The 21,400-nt window shown below is 42.9% G+C and carries 24 protein-coding genes; 7 read left to right on the top strand and 17 right to left on the bottom strand.

All coding sequences use genetic code 11. The features are described 5' to 3' along the window. Positions 1-8 precede the first annotated feature (8 nt). The 5 genes from AC2VE5_RS04805 to AC2VE5_RS04785 form a co-directional block, all read right to left on the bottom strand. Positions 9-917 carry an all3515 family Zur-repressed PEP-CTERM protein gene (locus tag AC2VE5_RS04805; RefSeq protein WP_486886638.1) on the bottom strand — a complete coding sequence of 303 codons (909 nt, stop codon included), beginning with the start codon at positions 915-917 and terminating at the stop codon, positions 9-11. 188 nt (positions 918-1,105) lie between these two features. Continuing rightward, a complete protein-coding gene (locus AC2VE5_RS04800; RefSeq protein ID WP_486886637.1) occupies positions 1,106-1,906 on the bottom strand; it encodes an alpha/beta fold hydrolase in 801 nt (266 codons plus the stop codon). Between the two features lie 130 nt (positions 1,907-2,036). Then, positions 2,037-3,041, bottom strand: coding sequence for a CobW family GTP-binding protein (locus AC2VE5_RS04795; protein WP_486886636.1), 1,005 nt, complete (start codon positions 3,039-3,041; stop codon positions 2,037-2,039). Between the two features lie 31 nt (positions 3,042-3,072). Further along, complete coding sequence (locus AC2VE5_RS04790) at positions 3,073-3,345, bottom strand: DUF1830 domain-containing protein (RefSeq protein ID WP_486886635.1); 273 nt, start codon at positions 3,343-3,345, stop codon at positions 3,073-3,075. Positions 3,346-3,536: 191 nt separating this feature from the next. Further along, positions 3,537-3,794, bottom strand: coding sequence for a hypothetical protein (locus tag AC2VE5_RS04785; RefSeq protein ID WP_486886634.1), 258 nt, complete (start codon positions 3,792-3,794; stop codon positions 3,537-3,539). A gap of 241 nt (positions 3,795-4,035) precedes the next feature. Here AC2VE5_RS04785 and AC2VE5_RS04780 point away from each other — a divergent pair, with 241 nt between their 5' ends. Further along, the gene (locus tag AC2VE5_RS04780) at positions 4,036-4,428 is read left to right on the top strand and encodes a Fur family transcriptional regulator (protein ID WP_486886633.1); all 393 of its coding nucleotides are present in this window, start codon (positions 4,036-4,038) and stop codon (positions 4,426-4,428) included. Between the two features lie 9 nt (positions 4,429-4,437). Here the strand turns inward: AC2VE5_RS04780 and AC2VE5_RS04775 are convergent, their stop codons facing one another. From AC2VE5_RS04775 to AC2VE5_RS04765, 3 genes are all read right to left on the bottom strand, one after another. After that, positions 4,438-5,199, bottom strand: coding sequence for a metallophosphoesterase family protein (locus AC2VE5_RS04775; protein ID WP_486886632.1), 762 nt, complete (start codon positions 5,197-5,199; stop codon positions 4,438-4,440). A gap of 106 nt (positions 5,200-5,305) precedes the next feature. Then, the gene (locus AC2VE5_RS04770; protein WP_486886631.1) at positions 5,306-6,118 is read right to left on the bottom strand and encodes a metallophosphoesterase family protein; all 813 of its coding nucleotides are present in this window, start codon (positions 6,116-6,118) and stop codon (positions 5,306-5,308) included. Continuing rightward, complete coding sequence (locus AC2VE5_RS04765) at positions 6,115-6,876, bottom strand: CobW family GTP-binding protein (protein WP_486886630.1); 762 nt, start codon at positions 6,874-6,876, stop codon at positions 6,115-6,117. The genes AC2VE5_RS04770 and AC2VE5_RS04765 overlap by 4 nt, the downstream gene beginning before the upstream one ends. A gap of 42 nt (positions 6,877-6,918) precedes the next feature. On the opposite strand from AC2VE5_RS04765, the gene AC2VE5_RS04760 reads away from it, so the two are divergent. From AC2VE5_RS04760 to AC2VE5_RS04750, 3 genes are all read left to right on the top strand, one after another. Then, positions 6,919-8,154: an FAD-dependent oxidoreductase gene (locus AC2VE5_RS04760; protein ID WP_486886629.1), complete on the top strand. Its 1,236-nt coding sequence runs from the start codon at positions 6,919-6,921 to the stop codon at positions 8,152-8,154. A gap of 554 nt (positions 8,155-8,708) precedes the next feature. Next, positions 8,709-10,877, top strand: coding sequence for a cation:proton antiporter (locus tag AC2VE5_RS04755; protein ID WP_486886628.1), 2,169 nt, complete (start codon positions 8,709-8,711; stop codon positions 10,875-10,877). After that, complete coding sequence (locus AC2VE5_RS04750) at positions 10,877-11,401, top strand: hypothetical protein (protein ID WP_486886627.1); 525 nt, start codon at positions 10,877-10,879, stop codon at positions 11,399-11,401. Before AC2VE5_RS04755 ends, AC2VE5_RS04750 begins: the two co-directional genes overlap by 1 nt. Here AC2VE5_RS04750 and AC2VE5_RS04745 read toward each other — a convergent pair. Beyond that, positions 11,398-11,934 (bottom strand): DUF3172 domain-containing protein, encoded by a 537-nt coding sequence (locus AC2VE5_RS04745; RefSeq protein WP_486886626.1) that lies wholly within the window; start codon positions 11,932-11,934, stop codon positions 11,398-11,400. The two genes, AC2VE5_RS04750 and AC2VE5_RS04745, sit on opposite strands and share 4 nt — an antisense overlap. A gap of 134 nt (positions 11,935-12,068) precedes the next feature. Between AC2VE5_RS04745 and AC2VE5_RS04740 the strand changes: the two genes are divergently transcribed. Beyond that, positions 12,069-12,878 (top strand): ABC transporter permease, encoded by an 810-nt coding sequence (locus AC2VE5_RS04740; RefSeq protein ID WP_486886625.1) that lies wholly within the window; start codon positions 12,069-12,071, stop codon positions 12,876-12,878. A gap of 4 nt (positions 12,879-12,882) precedes the next feature. On the opposite strand, the gene AC2VE5_RS04735 is transcribed toward AC2VE5_RS04740, so the two are convergent. Both AC2VE5_RS04735 and ffh read right to left on the bottom strand, forming a co-directional pair. Next, positions 12,883-13,647 (bottom strand): Uma2 family endonuclease, encoded by a 765-nt coding sequence (locus AC2VE5_RS04735; RefSeq protein WP_486886624.1) that lies wholly within the window; start codon positions 13,645-13,647, stop codon positions 12,883-12,885. 71 nt (positions 13,648-13,718) lie between these two features. After that, positions 13,719-15,167, bottom strand: coding sequence for a signal recognition particle protein (ffh, locus tag AC2VE5_RS04730; RefSeq protein WP_486886623.1), 1,449 nt, complete (start codon positions 15,165-15,167; stop codon positions 13,719-13,721). A gap of 231 nt (positions 15,168-15,398) precedes the next feature. Here ffh and gifA point away from each other — a divergent pair, with 231 nt between their 5' ends. Next, on the top strand, positions 15,399-15,584 hold the full coding sequence (gene gifA / locus AC2VE5_RS04725) for a glutamine synthetase inactivation factor IF7A (RefSeq protein ID WP_486886622.1): 186 nt from the start codon (positions 15,399-15,401) through the stop codon (positions 15,582-15,584). Positions 15,585-15,835: 251 nt separating this feature from the next. Here gifA and AC2VE5_RS04720 read toward each other — a convergent pair whose 3' ends face one another. From AC2VE5_RS04720 to AC2VE5_RS04700, 5 genes are all read right to left on the bottom strand, one after another. After that, positions 15,836-16,606 carry a class I SAM-dependent methyltransferase gene (locus tag AC2VE5_RS04720; RefSeq protein WP_486886621.1) on the bottom strand — a complete coding sequence of 257 codons (771 nt, stop codon included), beginning with the start codon at positions 16,604-16,606 and terminating at the stop codon, positions 15,836-15,838. Positions 16,607-17,033: 427 nt separating this feature from the next. Continuing rightward, a complete protein-coding gene (locus AC2VE5_RS04715) occupies positions 17,034-17,579 on the bottom strand; it encodes a Dps family protein (protein ID WP_486886620.1) in 546 nt (181 codons plus the stop codon). 79 nt (positions 17,580-17,658) lie between these two features. Further along, positions 17,659-18,306 (bottom strand): helix-turn-helix domain-containing protein, encoded by a 648-nt coding sequence (locus AC2VE5_RS04710; protein WP_486886619.1) that lies wholly within the window; start codon positions 18,304-18,306, stop codon positions 17,659-17,661. Positions 18,307-18,322: 16 nt separating this feature from the next. Continuing rightward, entirely contained in the window at positions 18,323-18,817 is a 495-nt protein-coding gene (locus AC2VE5_RS04705) for a Dps family protein (RefSeq protein WP_486886618.1), read from the bottom strand. Between the two features lie 110 nt (positions 18,818-18,927). Continuing rightward, positions 18,928-19,191: a ParB N-terminal domain-containing protein gene (locus tag AC2VE5_RS04700; RefSeq protein WP_486886617.1), complete on the bottom strand. Its 264-nt coding sequence runs from the start codon at positions 19,189-19,191 to the stop codon at positions 18,928-18,930. 145 nt (positions 19,192-19,336) lie between these two features. Between AC2VE5_RS04700 and AC2VE5_RS04695 the strand changes: the two genes are divergently transcribed. Further along, complete coding sequence (locus AC2VE5_RS04695) at positions 19,337-20,923, top strand: SpoIID/LytB domain-containing protein (protein WP_486886650.1); 1,587 nt, start codon at positions 19,337-19,339, stop codon at positions 20,921-20,923. Between the two features lie 83 nt (positions 20,924-21,006). Here AC2VE5_RS04695 and AC2VE5_RS04690 read toward each other — a convergent pair whose 3' ends face one another. Next, a complete protein-coding gene (locus AC2VE5_RS04690) occupies positions 21,007-21,306 on the bottom strand; it encodes a ferredoxin (protein ID WP_009633314.1) in 300 nt (99 codons plus the stop codon). Between the last annotated feature and the right edge of the window lie 94 nt (positions 21,307-21,400).

The following is a 21,400-nucleotide window of genomic DNA, read 5'->3' as shown; positions in this document are numbered from 1 at the left end:
CTTTCTAATTAAAACTTCACGGCTTTCTTTAGCTTATTTTTCCGTAAAAATGCTATTAGAGTAAACGCGCCAACTCCAAGAAAAGCTGACGGTTCCGGCACTGGGGTTACTTGAAAATCTAGATTGAAAGTGCCAGAATCACGAAAACTACTTTCGTTAGTATTACCAAGATTCAGAAGCCGGAAAGTTGCCCAGTAAGTTCCAGCAGGTGCAGAAGTCTCTGTCCAAAAAGTGGGTGTGAATGATATATCATCGCCACTGCCTATAGTGTAAGTCTCGCCGACTTGTGTCAAGATGTTCAAACCTTGCTCGTCAGCAATGTTTAGTCCATCTGTAATTGACACCAATTCAAGAGCAGGCGTAGCATTTGCTAGCGAATTGCTCCAGCGACCATTTGAGCTATTGAACAAGTACTGCGCTCCGGGATCTTCGTTGGTTTGGAGAGACGAAACAGCTTCTATCGTCAAATTGCTGTATTCTTCTTCTGTCGATGTGCTGACAAACTTGTCAGCGTAGATTCCTGTGCCTAGCTGGAGAGTAAGAGGTGGTAATCCTGTGTAAGTTTCTGGAATTCGGTTATTAATATTTGTCGAATTAATCGTGGGATTATCCACCGCACCGGAGTAGCTGTAAGCACCAATGCCATGAAAATGGTTGGTTGTCGGATCTTCCTCAACGTGCGAGTACAGGAAAGTCAGACGATCGTAGTTGGGGTTCTCTAACCCTGCATAGTCACCACTTTGCAGCACATCAAAACCATCTATCCCAATGTAAAAGTGTTCGTAGTCGTGGTCGTGGTCATGGGTGTGAGTAGGTTGGCTCTGAGCTATAGCAACTTGGTTAGAAGCAATAGAAGCAATTAGAGCTATTGGTGCAATCAGCATCAAACTGGCATTCGGAGAAATTGGTAAACGCATTATTTAGTCTCCATTGGCTACTTAAACCAGCAGATTTATAAGTTTTATGGCAAGCAAAAATTTATTCGAGCCTAAACAAGTAAATTGTTGCTTGCTTCAATAATGATTATCATTATCATTCTATAGCTGTCAAGCCTTAGCTGAGTGAGAATGCGATCGCGCCCAATCAAAACAGCTTTTGAGTTTCGCTAAGGTTGTAAAAAGGGTAAAATCGCCTCTGCTAGAGCGGCTGAATACTCTTCATGCAGTCCCAAAGAGCCAGGAAGTATCTGCGCCTGTACACCTGGCAAGGTGGTTAAGGCATCCATTTCGGCTCGTGATTTGGGCGGGGTTTGCGCGCCAATTACAACCAGCACTGGTACAGACAGAGGCTGAAACAAAGCAAGAAAATTATCTCGATTTTGAACAGGATCGAGGGAACCCGTGACAAAAGCTGCGGGAGCAAACCTTGCACCTGGTTGTTGCGTAATTTGCCGCTTGCTATCAACAAATTCGGGCGTAACTTTTGCCGGATTGCCATAGACATGGCGACGGTACATCAAACCCAAAAAAGATGGTGTAGTGTTCAGTTTGTACAAGCTTTGACCGAGAATGGGCGATCGTACGACTTGTTTGAGAAGTCCATACCATTCTCTATGTTCGCCCATCGCCGCCACCAAGGGACCGCACCAGGTAGGAGCCGCTAAAACTACCCGCGACCAAATAGGAGGCTGTTGCCCTGCTAAGCGCATCACATAACCCGCCGCATGACCAGCAGCGATCGCGACAACCGGGGCATAAAAGACCGTTTTGACAAAATCTTGCAGAAATTGCTGATATAGTGCAGGTTTATAGTCTAGTTTTAGACGGGATGACTGACCAAATCCTGGCCAGTCAACGGCAACAACTTGAAATTTTTGGGCTAATAACTCCGCCAATCCTCGCATTTCAGAGCGTGTAGAAACGGTGCTAAAGGCTGGTAAGAGTAATACTGGCGCTCCTGCGCCCAAGGTTTCGTAAACAATTTTTAACTGCTGTCCTGCCCAAATCAGTGATATTCCGCAATTGTGCCACCAATTCCAGCAGTAGTAGAAGCAGAAATTACAGAGGCTGACATAAGACTATATTCCTATTTTCAACTTAAATTAGGCAGTTGGTTAGTTGCTCTTGAATTTGAGCAGCATTCAAGTTGCGCCCAATAAATACTAATTGATTGCTGCGTTGTTGTTGCCATTGATCTGTTTGTAACTCAATTCGTTTACCACTGAGTTGAAAGATATGGCGTAAGCTACTTTCTTTGAACCAGATAATGCCCTTAGCCCGAAAAATATTTTCATCTAGGTCTTCCAAAAATTTTTGGAACTTGACTAAACTAAAAGGGTGATCGCTCTGGAAAGAAACCGACATAAAACCATCATTAGCTAGGTGATCGGAATGATGATGATGTTCATCATGATCGTGATGGTGGCTCGATTCTTTAGCAGATGCAAATAATTCTGGCTGCGAGAACCCAACATCGAGTATAAGCGGCAGAGGTACTTTGCCATACTGAGAGCGTAGTATTCTTGCCCCGGCTTTAACATCACGAATAAAATCCTCTAGTTCGTTAACTCTCTTTTCTGGAACTAAATCAGTTTTATTCAGTAAGATAATGTCCCCATAAGAAATCTGGTTAAGGGCTGCATCACTTTGAAAGTGATCTTCAGTAAAGGTTTCAGCATCTACCAAAGTCAAGATTGCATCAAGTCTGGTTAGATCCTGCAATTCTGCACCAAGAAATGTCAAAGCAATCGGTAATGGATCGGCGATGCCTGTGGTTTCTACAATTAAATAGTCAATGCGATCGTTACGTTCCAGCACACTATATACTGCATCCAATAAACCGTCGTTAATTGTGCAACAGATACAGCCATTCGTCAGTTCCATCATATTTTCATCAACAGACACCAATAGCTGACTATCGATATTGATATCACCAAACTCATTTACTAAGACAGCAACTTTTAAATCCTGGCAGTTTTGTAGAATATAGTTGAGCAACGTAGTTTTACCGCTACCCAAAAAGCCTGTAATGATTGTGACGGGCATTCCCTGTTTGGGAATATCTAAGATCAAGTTTGGTTTCAATGCTGTGAGACTATTCATGGCTCTTTATTTATTTAAAGCTTGATTGTGTCTAGAAAGTTGCTATTGCTTCGTGAATCTGCAAAAATTCACACTTGATTTTATCACTCAAAATTGCAGTAGCTGTCTCGCTTGTATGAATTTCCAACTGAGCATTTGGCAGGGCTTCAAACAAAAGACGTTGTTGGGGAAAAACAACACGCTCAAAATACCAATTGGCAATATTTGTAATCCGGACAATCTGAATAAATTTAGTGGTATTAATATAACCACAAATTATGCGGTGGTTGTATTTAGAAGGTAATAAATCAAGTATTTGAGTCATTATTATTGCTGTAATATTGTTCTCCAAGTCTAATGACTACGGCTGCACTTTTAAGTGGTGGTAAGTCGCCAAACATTCAGTTAGTTTTGTTCGTTAAGTTGGTGAAAAAGAGCAGGATTTGCAGACTAATAAAGTGTGTTTAGTCCTAGCGATCGCATTAGTTATGCTGGATTATATTTGATGAGCAACCTTTATTCAGATTGGGTAAGGTTATAGATATCTATATATTCAATCTCGGTAATTGGCTTGTGAATTTTGTACTGTTGAGCCGGATTGAGCATTACAGCAATCACTGTCTCAACTGGTGGACACTCTGGCTCAGTACAACTTAATTGACTCAGAGAAATATAAACTTCCTTATCAATTAACAGAGTTTCATAAAGCCAATTTTTAATTTGCCTAATTCGTTCTATATCTGCTTTAGAAGTTCTGCTTGCAAACAAATTCATATTCTTGTTTTTTTTGTGATTTTAACCGTTAGTACTGCTGTAGCAATCCTTCGAGGTTATAGCTTTCATTCCCAGGGAAACTGCTCGACGTAGGCGACGGGCGCGATGCAGTACGAGTGTGCGAGATGTGGATTTTGCCGATGTCATAGTAACGCGGTGACAATCGTCCCGTATTTTGTGATAATGATAATCATTACTATACAACTAAATCAATTCATCAGCAGAGCTTAGAAATAATTCCATGAAAACTCAACTCAAAAGCAGTCAAGAACAGATATTGATGCTACTAAAGCAGCTAAATCATGCTGTCTCTGCCCAAGGGATTTATATTGAGTTACGAAATCAAAAGCAAAGCTTAGGGTTGGCAACGATTTACCGCATTTTGAAAACTCTGAAACTTCAGGGGAGGATTAGATCGCGCAGTTTAAGAAGTGGCGAATATCTTTACAGCCTAATCGAGCAAGACAAGCACTACCTAAATTGTTTACAATGCGGTCAGTCGGCACCGCTTGAGGAATGTCCAATTCATGAACTAGAGGCACAGCTACATTTCTCTGGGCGGTTTGAAATTTATTATCATACTCTGGAATTTTTTGGTTTGTGTTCTTCATGCCAGCATCAGTCTGAAGTGTGAAATCAAGTCTTATTTATTAGTCCAAGACGATGAAGCTGACTGGGATTGTGGTTGAAATCCCTTGCCTGTGCCGTAACGAACAGTTCTAAAGTCAACTTGATTTGTAAAGGGATTGTAGAGAGTATAGGTAGCCACAAGTGGCGATCGCCCAACGTTACCCACGCCAATAATTTGCAAAGGTGTAGTAGTTGCTGTTTGCGGTAGGGATTGACTATCAAGGGTTGTTACTTGCTCAGTGACTTCCAGAGCGGTAATTTGGTAAAGAAAAGTTTGACCCGATCGCCCACAAAATAAATTGTTTGCCTGTATTCGTTGAGTGCGATCGCACATTACCAAGGGTGGTGTCTCAGGTGTCAACTCTTCATCAACTGCTACCGTACTGCCATGAATTAGCAGAGAATCGAATTCAAAAAAACCAAAATCCAAGTTCCTAATCCACTCCACTGTAGTTCTAGAAACAGAATCCCAGAGTAACTTAACGGCATTCGCTCCATATTTCCTAATCAAATCAACAGGTTCGCTAGTTGCACCTAAGCTATGCAAAATCAAACATTGTTCTTCCCACCAACCTTTACAAATCATTGGTTTGATTTCGTTTCGGCGTGGGGATCGCAGTCTTTGCACTAATTTTTCGCTGTCTGGGGTTAGCCCCACCACATCGCCGAGGATGTAGATTTCTTCTACCAAATTTCGCTGGCGTTTGATATCTGCAAGCACAACTTCATAAGCTGTCAGATTGCCTTGAATTCCACTTAAAATTGCCCAAGTCATAAAAATTTCAATTGTTTAAGGTGTTGCACATTCAGAGAATATTAGAAGGTAGAGACGCGATCCTACTATTGCTTCCATAAAACCATTACATTTCTGAAAGCTAAAATCAGCGGGCGCAAACGTGAGTAGGATCTTCAGCGCGTTCGGCGTATTCTAATCCTTTGGCTAAACGCCACGCAAATATTGGCGGCAATGCTTTTTCAATAATGGCGGCGCAAGTTTTTTGATAGTCGTAGGGTACTTCTCGCAGGGTGACTTGCCCAGTATCGGTGTTGTAAATGACGTAAGTAGCATTTGGTCTACCGTGGCGTGGTTCTCCTACACTCCCAACGTTGACAATTCGTTTGAGAGGTGAGGTGAAAGTTTTTTCAGATACGCTGCAATCGGTACTGCTTACTTTAACTTGAATCTTGGTACTATCTAGGGTGCGGACGTAAGGAACATGAGTATGTCCGCAAAATAACACATCTGCATTGCTGCTAATTACTCGTTCTAATGCGGTGAAGGCGTTGATTTCTGGCAGCAAATACTCGTGATTACTGTCAGGACTACCGTGAACAAAACACAAGTTATCTTGGCGTAAGATCAAAGGAAGTTGCGCAAGATATGCTCGTGTTTCTGGGTTAACTTGCTCATTTGTCCATTTATGAGCAACTTCGCTGCGCCTTTCGGCTAATAGCGAGGGATGATGGCATTCACAGGCGTTAACTCCTTCGACTATATCTTCATCCCAACATCCTTGACAGGTGGGAATGTCTAGGGAGCGAATTTGTTTTACAACGGCATTTGGATCAGGACCATAACCGACTAAATCACCTAAACAAAAGATATTTTCAGCTTTTTGTTGGTCGATATCTAGTAATACAGCTTCCATTGCTTCAGAGTTGCCATGAATGCAAGAGATTACAGCGATTTTCATAGATTGGCTTCTTCTAATTCTTGTTTAATTTGTTGTTGATAGTGTCGGATTGCCGCTTCAGATAAGCAGCAATCTTTCAAAGTCTGAGCGATCGCACTTTCATCTAAGTTTTCACCCACAACTTCAACGCCACTAAAGCGCTGGGGTTGTCCTTCTAAATGGCGAGACACGTTTAATTGTTCAAAATTGCTTTGTGCTAATCCATCTACAAAATCTGCGTAGAGAAGTCGCCCATCGGCAACATCAAAAATTCCCTTGGCTCTTTTTACAGCACCATAAGCACCTTGCGTCAGTTCGTACCAAAAAACCTCCAGGCTATCAGTATCAATAACTTGACCCGTCAACTGCGATCGCCACATCACAGGTGCAGTGAATGCCACAAAACTCGGTACTCCTACCACCAACTGATCTGCCCATTGATGCCACTGTGAATCTTTAGGAACTGGTGGTACGATTGCCACACAATGATAGGAAAGAGGATCTAACAGTTCTCCTATCGCTACTAAATCTAGGTGAAAACCTAGTTCAATATAGGCAGGTATTTCATCGTTGAGTGCCAACAGTTGAAACTGGTGACTATCAAAAAGGATTTTGACTTCTGGTACTTCAATTGCCAAGCGTGTTTGGTCAATGGGTATATTCGTTGCTGGACTAAAATACAGCCCCAGCTTGGGGGACTGCGCTATTTGCTGTCGAATCCAGGTAGTTTTTCCTACTCCTGGAGGACCAGCTACAACAGTGATAACTGAGCGAGTCATATTATGATAATGATAATCATTTTTAAGATAGTATAACTTAGTATGTCAGTCCTATCAGTATCCATCCCCAATCAAACTGACATTGCAATTATTGGCGCGGGACCCCATGCTCTGACTTTAGTAACGCACCTGTTAAAGAAGCGCTCCTCGGCGAATCTCCTAGTATTTGAAGAAAGTGGTACTTGGCTGCATCAATGGCAGCACCAATTTGCGGCGTTAGAGATTCCCCATTTGCGATCGCCCGCAGTTCACCATCCCGATCCAAACCCCTACGCCTTGAGAAAATTTGCCGAGTTGCGTCCCAATGAGTTATTCCCGCCTTACGATCTACCTGGAACTGGGCTATTTCAAGAGTTTTGCAATGATGTGATTCGCCGTTTTGAATTGCAGGAGCGAGTTGTCAAAGCAAAGGTGGTTCGGATTGAGCCATTATTTGATAAATTCCGTCGCCGTTTTCGCCTTTGGTTACTATCAGGGCAGTCAGTAATTGCCCGACGAGTTGTTTTTGCTGGTGGTAGTAGCATCCCTCAACTACCTGATTGGGTGAGTCAAATCGAGTGTAATTATCCCCAAGAGCGACTTCTGCATTCCCAGCAAGTTGACTTACGAGGTTTGCATTTAGCTGGAGAACGAGTATTGATCGTTGGAGGTGGTCTAACTAGCGGACATTTAGTGGTAGGTGCGACCAATTGTGGAGCTAAAGTTCAGTTGATAGTCAGAAGACAACTGCAAGAAAAACTGTTTGATGCCGAACCTGGTTGGCTAGGTCCGAAGTATCTCAAAGGCTTTTGGGCGCAAAGTGACTGGGAGAAAAGGTGGGAGTTAATTCAACAAGCCCGCGATGGAGGTTCTATGACCCCAGCAATGATGACTCAATTGCGCCGTTTGATGCAGAGTAACCAACTGAATATTTATCAACAGTGTCAAGTAGTTAAGGCTATTTGGCAAGCCAATAGTTGGCGGGTTTACTGCAATGATGGAACTGAGTATGAGTGCGATCGCATTTGGCTAGCCACTGGCACAAGGTTGAATATCATGGAACAACCTTTACTCAAAGAAATTTTAGATGCCTATCCCCTATCGGTAGTAAATGGTTTACCAGTATTAGATGCGTATTTGCGCTGGCGGGGTTGCGAGTTGTTTGTGATGGGTGGCTTAGCTGGATTACAGGTAGGACCCGTAGCACGAAACTTATCAGGGGCAAGGATGGCGGGCGAACAAATTGTACCAGCTTTAACGAAATCCAGTATTGCTCTCTCCCAAATTAAAAGTGCCTGAGATTAATCTGGTTGTTAGTTGGTAGTAAGGGTTGATGAAACGCAATTGGCAAATCGTTCTCGATTCAACCGCTCGTCCAATTAAGCTAAAGTTGACCCCTGGCTTCTTGTTTGGGAACGTTCAATCGGGCTTTCTGTTATATCTACAACAACTATCTCCGTCTAGCGAGCGGTTTCTAGTAGTTTCTTCTTGCCTAACAAGCCAAGCACGCCGATAGCAAATAAATAATTTTCCACTTGATAGCTAAGTTGCAAAACTTAGCTATCAAAGGACTTCTCATGTCAGCGTCGCTTGAGATGGGGCAGTTAGAGCTATGTCTGGAATTGCTCGGCAATGATTTGAAGAATTAGATATATAACGTTATTTGCATATTTTGATTGTCTCCAAGGCTGAGAGCTTGTTAATGGTTGATGTGAAAGGTTTAAACCTAAAAATTAGGACATTTAGGTTTAAATTACTAAGTTTTTCTCCCCAAAACCCGCAACTACCTTGACAGATTGAAGCTATTTGCAGAATCATCAGAGGACACATCCGATTCTCCATTTGAGGAAGCTATGAACGCAGTTGCTATTGTTCTAGTTGAGGTGCTGATTGTAATAGGACTTTCGCGGCTAGTGGGGCTAGGATGTCGAGCAATCAAGCAGCCGTTAGTAATTGGTGAAATTATTGCGGGGATTATGCTAGGTCCCTCTTTATTGGGCTTAGTTGCTCCTAATTTAGCTACAACTTTATTTCCTTCAGAAGCAATTCCTTATCTATTTGTCCTATCTCAAATTGGGCTAATATTTTTTATGTTTCTGATTGGGCTGGAGCTAAATCCCAAATACCTAAGCGGTCAGCTTGAAATAGCAATTTTAGTATCCCACGTCAGTATTTTAGCCCCTTTTTCCCTCGGAACTTTGCTGGCGGTATTACTGTATCCTCAGCTTTCTAATGGCAGTGTATCGTTTACTGTCTTTGCCTTGTTTTTGGGGGCGGCGATGTCAATTACGGCTTTTCCGGTACTGGCAAGGATTATTACCGAAAACAACTTACAAGGTACGCGCCTAGGAACTTTGGCATTGACTTGCGCGGCAGTAGATGATGTAACTGCGTGGTGCGTACTCGCCTTAGCAATCGCTGTAGCGCGGACGGGGACAATTAATGGAGCCATCCCCACAATCATCTATTCGTTGATTTATATTGGCTTGATGGTCACGGCAGGGCGTTGGTTTTTAAAGCGCGTTGCTAGGTATTACCAGCGTGTGGGTCAGCTTAATCAGTTACTTTTAGCAGGGATTTATGCAGGCGTAGTTGCGAGTGCGCTAATTACCGATCTAATTGGCATTCACTTTATCTTTGGAGCATTTTTGTTAGGCGCAGTTATGCCTAAAGATGAAGGCTTAGTAAGAGAAATAGCGGAAAAAACTGAAGACTTTGTATTAATTTTTCTGTTGCCGATATTTTTTGCCTATAGTGGTTTGCGGACGCAAATCGGTTTGCTCAATCGTCCCCAGTTGTGGCTGCTTTGCGCGGCAGTAGTAGCTGTCGCAATTAGTGGCAAGTATTTTGGTACTTATATCTCGGCGCGAGTAAGCGGAATTGACAAGCGCGAAGCTTCAGCCCTTGGGTGGTTGATGAATACACGCGGGTTGACCGAACTTATCGTCCTAAATATTGGCTTGAGCTTGGGTGTGATATCGCCGATTTTATTTACGATGTTGGTAATTATGGCGCTAGTTACTACATTTATGACCTCGCCTTTATTAGAGTGGACTTATCCCAAACGACTAATTAAATTAGATACAATCGAGCCAGAAACTGAAGTAGGAGAAGGGCTACAAGTAGAAGTTGCTTATCGCGTTCTCGTCCCTGTAGCTAATGTAGATACCCAAAAACGCCTAATTCAATTAGCCACAGCGATCGCACTCAATAGTTCCCAAAGCGCTGTAGTTCATCCCCTGAGCCTAGTGGAACTTGAAGAAGATTATGCTTTTCAAAGTATGCCCGCCGAAGCAGACAGGTTGATGACTATACGCCGTCAGCAGCTAGACCAACTGGTAGCAACTTTAGAACCAGAATCTATACGATTTCTTGTGCAGCCCATAGTCCGCGTTACTAATGATGTCGCCCGCTCCACCGCAGAAATTGCTAATCAACATAAAATGGATTTGATGCTAGTAGGTTGGCATCGTCCAGCTTTTAGTACCAATCGTTTAGGCGGACGTGTTGGTCAAATTCTGAGCATGGTTCCGGTGGATGTGGGCGTTTATATCGATCGCGGACAAGAAGCTACAGAAAAATTATTGGTAGCTTATTCAGGCAATATTCACGACGATTTGGCGCTAGAACTTGCGCTGCGAATGCTCGTTAGTTCCGAAAACCGGACATTATCAATTTTGCGGGTAGTGCAGTCAGGGCAAACTAATAGCGAATTGAGCTACGAATTGAGCGCTGTAATGCAGAACTTGACTCGTAAAGTACGCGATCGCATTGATATTCAAGTCCAACAAGCTGCCGAACCTATCCAAATAGCCGTGGAAGCCTCTGCCCACGTCGATTTGACCATTGCCGGAACTAGCCGCGCTTGGGGAATTGAACGGCAAACCTTGGGGCGATATACCGACGAATTAGCGATTCAATGCAAATCTTCGTTACTTATAACTCGTCGTTACAGCCAAGTTACATCTCATCTAGCTTCAGTAGTTGCGCCCAGCAGTGGTAAAGATAAATCGGGAGTTTGATGATGGGTAATCACTTTAATATTAAATCTTTGACCTTCTACGCTGTAGCGATTGGTTCGGTACTGCTATTATTCAATGTCGTTACAACTTATGGAGAAAACAACCTCAAAGCATCAAAAACGATTGGCGGTAGCTATCGGCTCTCCTTGACCAATAAATTGCCTGGTTGTCCTCAAATAGCGCCTCTAATCTTGCAACTAGACCAGTCGGGTACTTATATAAATGCAGCAGTATTAAAGCCAGCAGCAAAAAACGTGCAAAATTCAATATCCGCCGCAGAAAAACCAACGCTGACAGGTTTATTCAAAGAGCAACAGCTAACTCTAACGGGTAAAGTTGCTAAATCTGTTTTGTGCGGATTTCCCCAAGAATCAGGAGAAAGTGCGATCGCAATTACCAGTCGAATTGATGGCGAAAATTTAGCAGGGGAAATTGCGGTTAATGGTGAATCGGCAAAAACCCCCTTTACTACTCAAAAAGAAGCATCACCAAACCCAGCCAAATCATCGTCGCCTAGCCACTAGAATTGTTCGGTATTGGTGGGCGCGTTAACTGCTCCTGGTTGATTGATAAAGAAGTTCTGCGCGTCTTCGCTTTGATAAATACAGCTAATGGCGGGAGAACTACCCAAATCCCCCGTATAACCAAAAGTATTTAACTTTTGCCGACAATCGCGCATCTGATCTCCCGTTACCAAGTTACGTCGCTCTAAAACTGCCCAGTTAGCTTGGCGCAGTACGCAACCGGGGCGCATAGTCGGTTGGGACACATAAACTTTAAAAGGTTTTAGGGTGACAAAGAAACGCGCATCCATCACCATCGCACTAGCACCGTAATTGATACATACCTCAGGGTTGGGAGCCGCTTGATCGATCTGGATACTAGAACTAACATTATTTGGTGTGGCTCCAGTATCAGAGGTAAAAACTGTACCAATGCCGATTCCCAAAATTAATACCGCAGCCAAAATTGCAATAGTGGTGTAGTTAAAGTTTGCAGGTAGAAATGCGAAAGGTTTTTTGTCTGTCACCGTAGCCTTACCAGATTTACGTCTCATCTTTACTTAATCAATTTCATCTAGTTTTATGGAGAAGGTTTAAGGACTCTCCTTTTTTAGTATGACTTTATTATTACGTGATGTAGTGGCAGCAATGGCTATTATGTAGTCAAGTAAACTATTCCCTAAAATAAATGCGATCGCCTTCTCCAAACAAAACTACCAATTCTTCCCAATGGCGAACGCTGCTTGCTGATAGTCTGACTATATTTTGGGGCGATTGGTTAGACTTGCGCGTCCGAATTACTCAAGTTGCAGCTTCAGGGTTAATTTCTCCCCTGATCTACATTTTGGCTTTTGGTTTGGGTTTGGGTAGTTCTTTGCCCAAACCTGCGGTGGGGGATAGCTATTTAGAATTTATTTTGCCGGGAATGGTGGCGTTGTCTTCGATGACAATTAGTTTTGGCGGGACAACATTCTCGATTTGTGGCGATCGCTTATTTACTAAAAGTTTTGAAGAATTGCTTTTAGTCCCCATTCATCCACTAGCTTTGCAAGTAGGCAAAATGCTGGCAGGAATTGTGAGAGGCTTAATGACATCGGGTTCCGTAATTTTAGTGGCGGTACTATTTACAGGCAAAGTCTGGAGCTTTGTTAACCCGTTATTTTTACTGATATTGGTGCTAAATTGCGCAGTATTTTCAGCTTTAGGGGTAATAGTGGGGTTGAACGTGCAATCCCTTGAAAGTGTGGGTTTGTACAACAACTTTGTGATTGTCCCGATGTCGTTTTTGGGGGCAACATTTTTCGATCCGGCAACTCTACCTGTGGCTTTAAAAGCCATAGTGTATTTATTGCCGCTAACTTATACAGCAATTGGACTGCGGGCGGCGGCTTACTTACCCGTGTCTCAGTTTCCCTGGTATAGCATCCCTATCTTGCTAGTAAGTGCGATCGCGCTTTCGGTTTTAGGCGCACGTCAGTTTGCAAGTCAACAAGACTAATTATTTATACTTCTGGTTCGATTCCCAAAGCTCTTAATTGCGCGGCTAGTTTTTCCGCTTTTTGAGATTCAGCATTTGCTCTTTGTGCTTCAGCATTTGCCCGTTCTGTCTCTATTTCTGCCCGTTCTCCACCAGTTAATAATAAATTGCCTTGAGCATCCCACCACCGCAGCCAAGGTAATTCGGTGTTGTAATAACGCCCTTGCCAGATACCTAATTCTACTCCTAGCTGCGGGATAAAGTAATGTCCGCGATCGTTTGCTGCTAAGGGTTGGTAGGAATTTTCTACTAAATGATAAACTTCTACCGCAGCTTTTTCGGCTTCATAAATGCCATAAAATGGCACTCTAATTCCTTGCTCGTATACCCAAAACTTGCCAGTTACTGGCGTGTGATCGCGTTCTGCTGCACCATTACCACTGACAAACTCTAAAACAATCAATGGTGCAACATACTCCTGCCACAATACATAAGAACGCCGCAATTTACCGTTAAGCGTTGGGGGTACATGAGGTACATAAAACCAGTCTGGGGCTTCTGCACCTCTTTCTAATGGTTCAGTCAAGCGCCAATAGATCCCGCTATCTTGACCGATACAATATTGATTGTCAGGATGAATTTGTTGCAATATTGGCTCAATCGAATCTGTCAGCAATACACTTTGAGGATGTTCTTGAAAGTTCTTCACAAATGTACCGTCAGATTCTGGTAGTTGCGTATGGTCAGGTAAAGTAATTGGCGGTTGGATGATTCCTGTCACGATTCGCATCCTCAGATAGTGAGTGTAAGTTTATTTTAGCGGGGCGATCGCATTACAAAGAGCGATCGCCCAATCCTACCCTACAAAGTACCGAAGCCTTTTTTCTTCTTTTCCTTCTTCTTCTTTTTGCCACCAGGATCGTTGTAGCCGCGCCAACCTTGTTGCGCCGGACGATTGCCCACTGCGGCGGGGTTTCCCATTCCGCCAAACATTCCTGGCATTCCAGGAAAGCCGCCTTGAGTCATTTGCTGCATCATTGCCCGCATTTTTTGAAAATCGCTGACCAATTTAGCTACATCGCTTTCTTTGTAACCTGACCCGCCAGCAATTCGCCGCCGCCGACTAGGTGAACTAGCCAAGATATCCGGGTCTTTGCGCTCCTTGTTTGTCATTGATTTAATCATGGCTTCGCAGCGTTTTAGCTGGGTTTCGCCCTGCTTTAACTGGTCGGAATTAAGCTTATTCATACCGGGAATCATTTTCATAATGCCCCCCAGCGAACCCATATTTTTCAACAACCGCATTTGCTTGAGAAAGTCGGTAAAGTCGAACTTTGCCGCTAAAATTTTCTCCTGCATTTGCTCCGCATCAGCAAGATCGATTTCTTCCTGGGCTTTTTCTACCAGGGTTAGCACATCTCCCATGCCCAAAATTCGCGAAGCCATGCGATCGGGATAAAATGGTTGCAGCGCTTCTACTTTCTCCCCTACCCCCACAAATTTAATCGGCTGACCGGAGATTTGCCGCACCGAAAGCGCCGCCCCACCTCGACTATCGCCGTCTAATTTGGTTAAAATTGCCCCAGTAATCCCGATTTGCTCGTGAAAGGTGCGCGTCAGATTTGCCGCTTCTTGTCCCGTCATCGCATCGACGACCAGCAACGTTTCTTGGGGTTGCACGGCTGCTTTAATCCGCGCTAATTCTCCCATCATATCTACGTCAATTTGCAAGCGCCCCGCCGTATCGATGATTACGGTGTCAACCCCTTGAGCTAAGGCTGCTTCTACACCGCGTTTGGCAATTTCTACGGGGTCAGCGTCGCTACCCATCTCAAAAACAGGTATTTGAATTTGCTTACCCAAAGTTACCAATTGGTCGATAGCGGCGGGGCGGTAGATATCTGTTGCTACTAATAAACAGCTACGATTAATTTTTTTTAGGTGGAGCGCCAACTTTGCGGTAGCGGTAGTTTTTCCTGTTCCTTGCAACCCAGCCATTAATACAATTGTTTGAGCTGTATCGGCTTGTGCTAATGGAACGTTGGTTTCTCCCATTACTTCCAGCAGTTCGTCGTAGACAATTTTAATAAACTGCTGATCGGGTCTAACCCCCGATACAACTTCTGCTCCCTGGGCTTTGGTTTCTACCCCAGCAATAAAATCTTTTACTACTTGCAAATTAACGTCTGCTTCCAAGAGAGCGCGGCGAACTTCCTTCAGCGCCTCTTGAATATTTGCGGAGGTAATTTTGTCTTGACCTCGTAACTTTTTCCAAGCAGATTCTAAACGGTCAGCTAGTGCATCAAACATGGTTCGTCTAATACTTTTATTAATAGGTATTCGGCGGACACCAAACTTTTGCCCGCTATATATAAGGTTAAATCCTTTGTTTATCTAATTGCTGGCTTCTCCAGGATTCTCAGCTTATTGTAAAGTTTTATTAAATTTTACGTTTTGTAGTTTATGCTACAGAATTTATTTGTTATAGTAAATAGATAAGCAAAAAGTTAAAAAACTTCCCTAGAACAAAGGAACCCAATTATGTCTACTCAAGAACAAGCTCGTGCTTTGATGATGCGTCACCACCACATTGTTAAGAATCGTCAGCAATCAATGCTCAATCGCACCGCCGCCGAAGTAGGTCTTGATGGTCTTGAAAACTCTATTGATGATCGCAATTATTCTAACCGCAACAATAGCGATCGCCCTGGTACAGCCCTAAATTAGACTTAGCCTATTAGTAGGCTGCTAGATGTCAGCAACAAAAATTTATCTGAAATACCAAACTAAAAAAGCTTGTCGTTATCAACCATCTTTAACGACAAGCTTTTGAAGTAAAAAGAAAATCTAATTTAGCTGTGAATAGGAACATGACTCTGCTTGCTATTCAGGCTTTATTTTTATCCTAATTATAATATTTGTTGATTGCTTATTTGGTTTAAAAGAGCAATTTTTTTATTTATTACACAAGTTGTAAGCTAGTTTTTTTGTGCCACAATACATACTTTCCCAGCAAACCCAGGCAGTAGGTTTGCTATCAACCTAGATGCAACAGAGTTTCCTTGCTTTTGAAACACAAGAATTTTACAGTTTTTGGACTCTAAAAAGCGGCGAATTTCCTTAGCATTTGTCCAGTAAACTGCGTCTGCATCGTAGCCAACAATTCCACGTAAAATAGGCTGACGCATTTCAAAAGCGTTTCCACCCAGTTCTGCACGTAAAGATCGCCAGATATTAATTCCTACCAAAGCGGATGCTTCGGCAAAACTGGTAATGCCCAAATAGGGAGTACGTTTTTTCAGCAAATCTCTGATAATTCCTACTGGCACGAGCGGCGAAGTTAGATTAGGAGCCATCAAGATAATAGTTCCTCCCGGCTTGACAACACGGACTATTTCAGAGAGAAAGTTGCGCGGGTTTTCTACGTGTTCAATCACATTCATTGTCCCAACAGCAGAGTAGGTATCGCTAGGAATATCTACAGCATTTTGAAAATCTACAACGCAAAATTTATCTTTTGTAGCAGGTAAGAATTTCTCAGAAACATCAGTTCCCATCGCATCGAATCCAGCCTGTCTTAACAACAGCGTGCTAGTACCAACTCCACAGCCGATATCAATTACAGGACTATCAGGGTTGGCAAACTGTTTAAATAAATTGATATACGGTAGAAAGACATTTACATTTTGGCTCCGCAGCATCTCTGCATAAGAGTCTGAGGTTCTGTAATACTCCGGCATATTGGTCATATAACGAAACCTAATTTACTAATTGGGAAACTAGGTCAAAGTATATACATTGTTTTGGCACAAAATATCATATGTATATATTATTTTCGCTCTCAGGATAAACCTCTTGCATGAATCAATTTTTGGTAGGAGTCTCTAACAATTTGACTACCTAATTTGTTATTCACACAGGATATATAATTTATACTTTAAACTGTCTATCAGTTAGTGAGAAATGAGCCAGGGTCAAGCCTCAGCTTCTGACATACCCGTGTAACAAATCAAGTTTATTTTTACAAAAAAAAAGGAGAAGAATTTTGTTCTCCTCCTTTTTTATTTGTCAGCTTACGTAAGAAATTTTGGTAATGCTTTTACTCATGCTTTATTACGTACTGAGGCAAAAGCATAGTCCACAAATTATTGGGCAAGCCAATCTATATGTCGCCCTCTAGTTAGAGTGTGCTTCTACAGGAATTTTGTTTGCATTAGGCTTGCTACCATCAGATGCTAGACTCTCGCCTTCAATGAACGAACGTAGCATCCAAGCCATTTCTTCATGTTGTTCCATCAAACCAGTGAGGAAGTCTGCTGTACCTTCATCGCCAAATTTTTCGGAAGATTGCTCCACGTGTTCGCGGAGGTTGCGGATAATTTCTTCGTGGTCGTCTACTAGCTGCGATACCATCTCTGTAGCTAGAGGAATATTGTCTGATTGCTCTTTGATCGAGGCGTACTCAAGAAATCCTTGGGCTGTTCCTACAGGGAAAAAGCCTAAAGTACGGACGCGCTCAGCTAGAGCATCTATATTGACTGTTAGGGCTTGGTAGTGTTCTTCCCACAGTTGGTGCAAAGAACGGAATTGAGGACCGACTACATCCCAATGGAATTTTTTAGTTTTAATTAATACTAAATAAGCGTTGGCTAAGTCGCTATTTAATAATTCGCTTACACCAGATCTTTGTTCTTCAGATAAACCGATGTTAATTTTACGCATGATTTGTTTTACATTTTGCTTCAATACTTAGTGGAACAAATCTATACATAAAAGAACATCAGCCAAAGGGCTGATCGTATCATTTAGTGAGGCTGACTTTGGCGCGGTATAGCAATTTGTCGCCTTGGATATAACCAACATAGCGAATGATAACTAAGTCTCCTATTTGAGCATTTCCTTCTAAAAGCTGGTGCAGTTGCGGGTTATAAGGTAGTGTTTCCCCAACTGGGGCGATTTGTTCTACTCCCCATTGTTGCAATAACTGCTGTAACGGGCGCATTAACGGTAGTAGTTTTGTGGCGCTGATTTCGGGGTTTTCTTGGGCTTTGCGTGCGAAGGTAGGCAATTGGAGTAAACAAGATTCCAAAACTTGCAAGCTTGATAGTTGAAACTCTTGAAGCAACGTTTGTCTCTGTTCTTGCAATTGGCTTTGCAGCCTTTGGTACTCTTGCTTTAAAGTCTCAATAGTTTTCTGTTCTGGCTGTGGTGGCGCTGTTCCAAGGCTGGAAAAGGTTGCGATCGCGGTATCTACAGGTATTTGCAATATTTGAGCAAGTTTGAGTACGGTATCTAAGCGCATTTGCGCTAATTCTCCACGTCGCAACCGCATTATTTGCCTTTGGGAAACTCCCGCCCTACTAGCTAAAGCTTTAAAGCTGACAATACCCACTCGTTGCATTAATACTTGCAACGAGTGGGTATAACTTGGCTCTGATGACTGAGACATTACTATCGCCTAGCAATTATTCTGCTTCTAACAAGCTTCTCAGCATCCAAGCATTTTTTTCATGAACCTGCATCCGTTGAGTCAATAAGTCGGCGGTAGGTTCGTCGTTTACCTGCTCTACTACAGGAAATATAGACCTAGCTGTTCTAACTACAGCTTCTTGACCTTCTACCAACAAGCGGATCATTTCTTTGGCTTTGGGAACTCCAGGAGTTTCGGCTATAGAACTTAGTTTGGCATAATCGCTGTAAGTTCCTGGCGCTGGATAGCCGAGCGCTCTGATTCTTTCCGCAATTAAGTCTACAGCTAAAGCTAGTTCTGTGTATTGAGTTTCAAACATCAAATGCAAGGTTTGAAACATGGGTCCCGTAACATTCCAATGAAAGTTATGAGTTTTGAGGTACAGCGAATAAGTATCAGCAAGCATTCGCGACAACCCTTCAGCAATGAGCTTACGGTTTTCGTCATCTATACCGATATTGACTGGAAAAGTAAAACCTTGTGCTTGCATAAATTATCCCAATTTAGGTTAAAAATAAACGTAGTTCGCTGTTTTATGCCTATAATGATTGCCTAAAACAAGCTGATTGTAAATTACTTAGTCGAGCGAGGATTACTTCACTATGCTAAGTGCATTTTTAGAACGGCGCGGGGGGCTTTACGAACTCTAGCTAAAATTGTTTCTTTACCCAACCTCTGACAAGCTTCGTAGCGATGACAACCAGAAAAGCCGTAGTATTGTCCATCTACTTCTAATACATCGATTGGTTCAAGTTGCCCAACTTCGGCAATTGACTCCATTAAGGCAGCAACTTTGGTTTGGTCGTTGGCTCGTGGTAGAGGTCTATAAATCTGCTGTAGCAGAATCTCTTGTACCTTTATCATAGTGATGCTACTTTTTATCTCCTTCTATATCGTACTCATTATGACTTTAAGTTGCAACCTTTTGGGCAAGATTTAGTCGAAAAACTTAAGATAGTTAGGAAATTAATCGATGGAAAAAAATATATCCGCTTTAAAAAATACTTATATGAATCTTCAGCAACGGAATTTGGTATTTAGCGCCATAACAGCATTTTGCGTACTGGGGTTGACAGCACCATCGGGCAAGGGCGCGATCGCACCATTGCCTGAGCAAGAGCTAAAAGTAGGTATAGTGCAGCGTTTTGGCGACCAAGCAACAGAGCAACTGCTGCTAGAATCCATGCCAGGCGATCGCTTAACTTTAAATTTGGGCGCAGGGACGACACCACTGCAAACAAATAGCATCAAGCTAGAAATTGCTATGCAACCATTACCCAAGCCAGAATTAGCAGAGCGGGTAGTTTTGGGAGTATTTCGCAGCTTTGAAACGGCAGAAGAAAGCGCCCAAAGGTGGAAAGCAGCAGGTATAGAGGTAGAAGTCGCGCAACCAGAGCGATGGGAAGTGTGGGCAAAAAGAGATGTTTACAATACGCCGTTATTGCGGCGGTTGTTGGTGGGTAGCTTGCAAGCAAGAGGTAGCAAAACCGCCTATTTAGATAGTATGGTTTTGCAGCAGTTGCCCAAAGTTAGCGCGATTGTCAATGGCAAGCGCTACAGCCCAGAAAAGTTAAATATTTCTGCAAGTAAAAACTTAATTCAAGTTAGCAGTGCCAAAAACAAATCAGATGCGATCGCCTATCCTGGGCGCTTGCGCTTGCAAGCGAACGCTTACGGCAGTTATACGCTAATTAATGATGTCAAGCTCGAAAGTTATTTGCGCGGCGTAGTACCCAACGAAATCGGCGCTAAAGCACCTTACAACGCCGTAGAAGCGCAAACAATTATTGCCCGGACTTATGCGCTGCGAAATTTGCGCCGCTTTGCCATCGATGGTTACGAACTATCGGCGGATATTCACTGTCAAGTTTATAAGGGACTAAGCGGCGCAAGTCCAAATAGCGATCGCGCGATTTCGGCAACCAAGGGACAAGTCCTTACCTATCAAAATCAATTAGTGGACGCTTTGTATTCCTCGACTACCGGAGGCGTAACTGCCAAGTTTAGCGATGTTTGGAATGGAGAAGATCGCCCCTATCTAAAGCCTGTAGTAGATGCGGCGGGGAGTATCTGGAACTTAGCGCGTCAAAGCTTAGCAGACGAGCAAAACTTTCAGCAGTTTATCAATATCAATCGCGGCTTTAACGAAGTCGGGTGGAAAACCTTTCGCTGGCGCAGAGAAAGCAGTATAGAGCAATTGACAAAAGATTTGCAGAAGTATTTAGAAGTAAATAGAAGTCCCTTTGCTAGCTTCCAAAAACTGCAAGGCTTGCAAGTGAAGGAGCGATCGCCAGGGGGTCGAATTTTGAAGCTATCAGTGCAAACGGATATTGGCACATTTAATTTGCTTAAAGACGAAGTTCGCAGCGCCTTTTCAGCACCGAGAAGCACCTTATTTTATTTGGAACCCGTCAAAAAAGATAATAATCCTTTATGGGGTTATGCCTTTGTCGGCGGTGGTTTCGGTCATGGAGTAGGTTTGAGTCAAACCGGATCTTATCGTTTAGCGGCGTTAGGTTGGACGAGCAAACGGATTTTAAACTTTTATTATCCGGGGACACAAATTCGGGTAGTGGAAGCGAAAGTCAAGCCCTGATCCCCACAACAAAAAGCAGGAACTATATATTAGTACGTTCCTGCTCGAAAACTTTGATTACTAAATTAAGGCGATCGCATCAATTAGTAAAGTTCTTCTTCTTTATGAGTTTCGATCGTGCAGTCAGAACTTGGGTAAGCTACGCAAGTCAAGACATAGCCAGCTTCAATTTGATCGTCATCCAAGAAGGACTGATCGGATTGGTCAACAGTACCTGACTTGATTTTACCAGCGCAAGTGGAGCAAGCACCTGCACGGCAGGAGTAAGGTAAGTCAAGCCCAGCTTCTTCCGCAGCGTCCAAAATGTATGTATCGTCATCAACTTCAATCGTTTGATTTAAGCCTTCGGCTTCGCTGATTAAAGTGACTTTGTAAGTTGCCATTGCGTATTTCCTCTCTTTCCCACGGCATTAATAAGTTTTTCTAAAGCAAAATAACGATTCGCTAATCAAAACAAATCCTTAATTTATTTTGCTT

This window comes from Aliterella sp. E5.1 (genome assembly GCF_057473825.1).
This window is presented reverse-complemented; position numbering and strand designations above follow the sequence as displayed.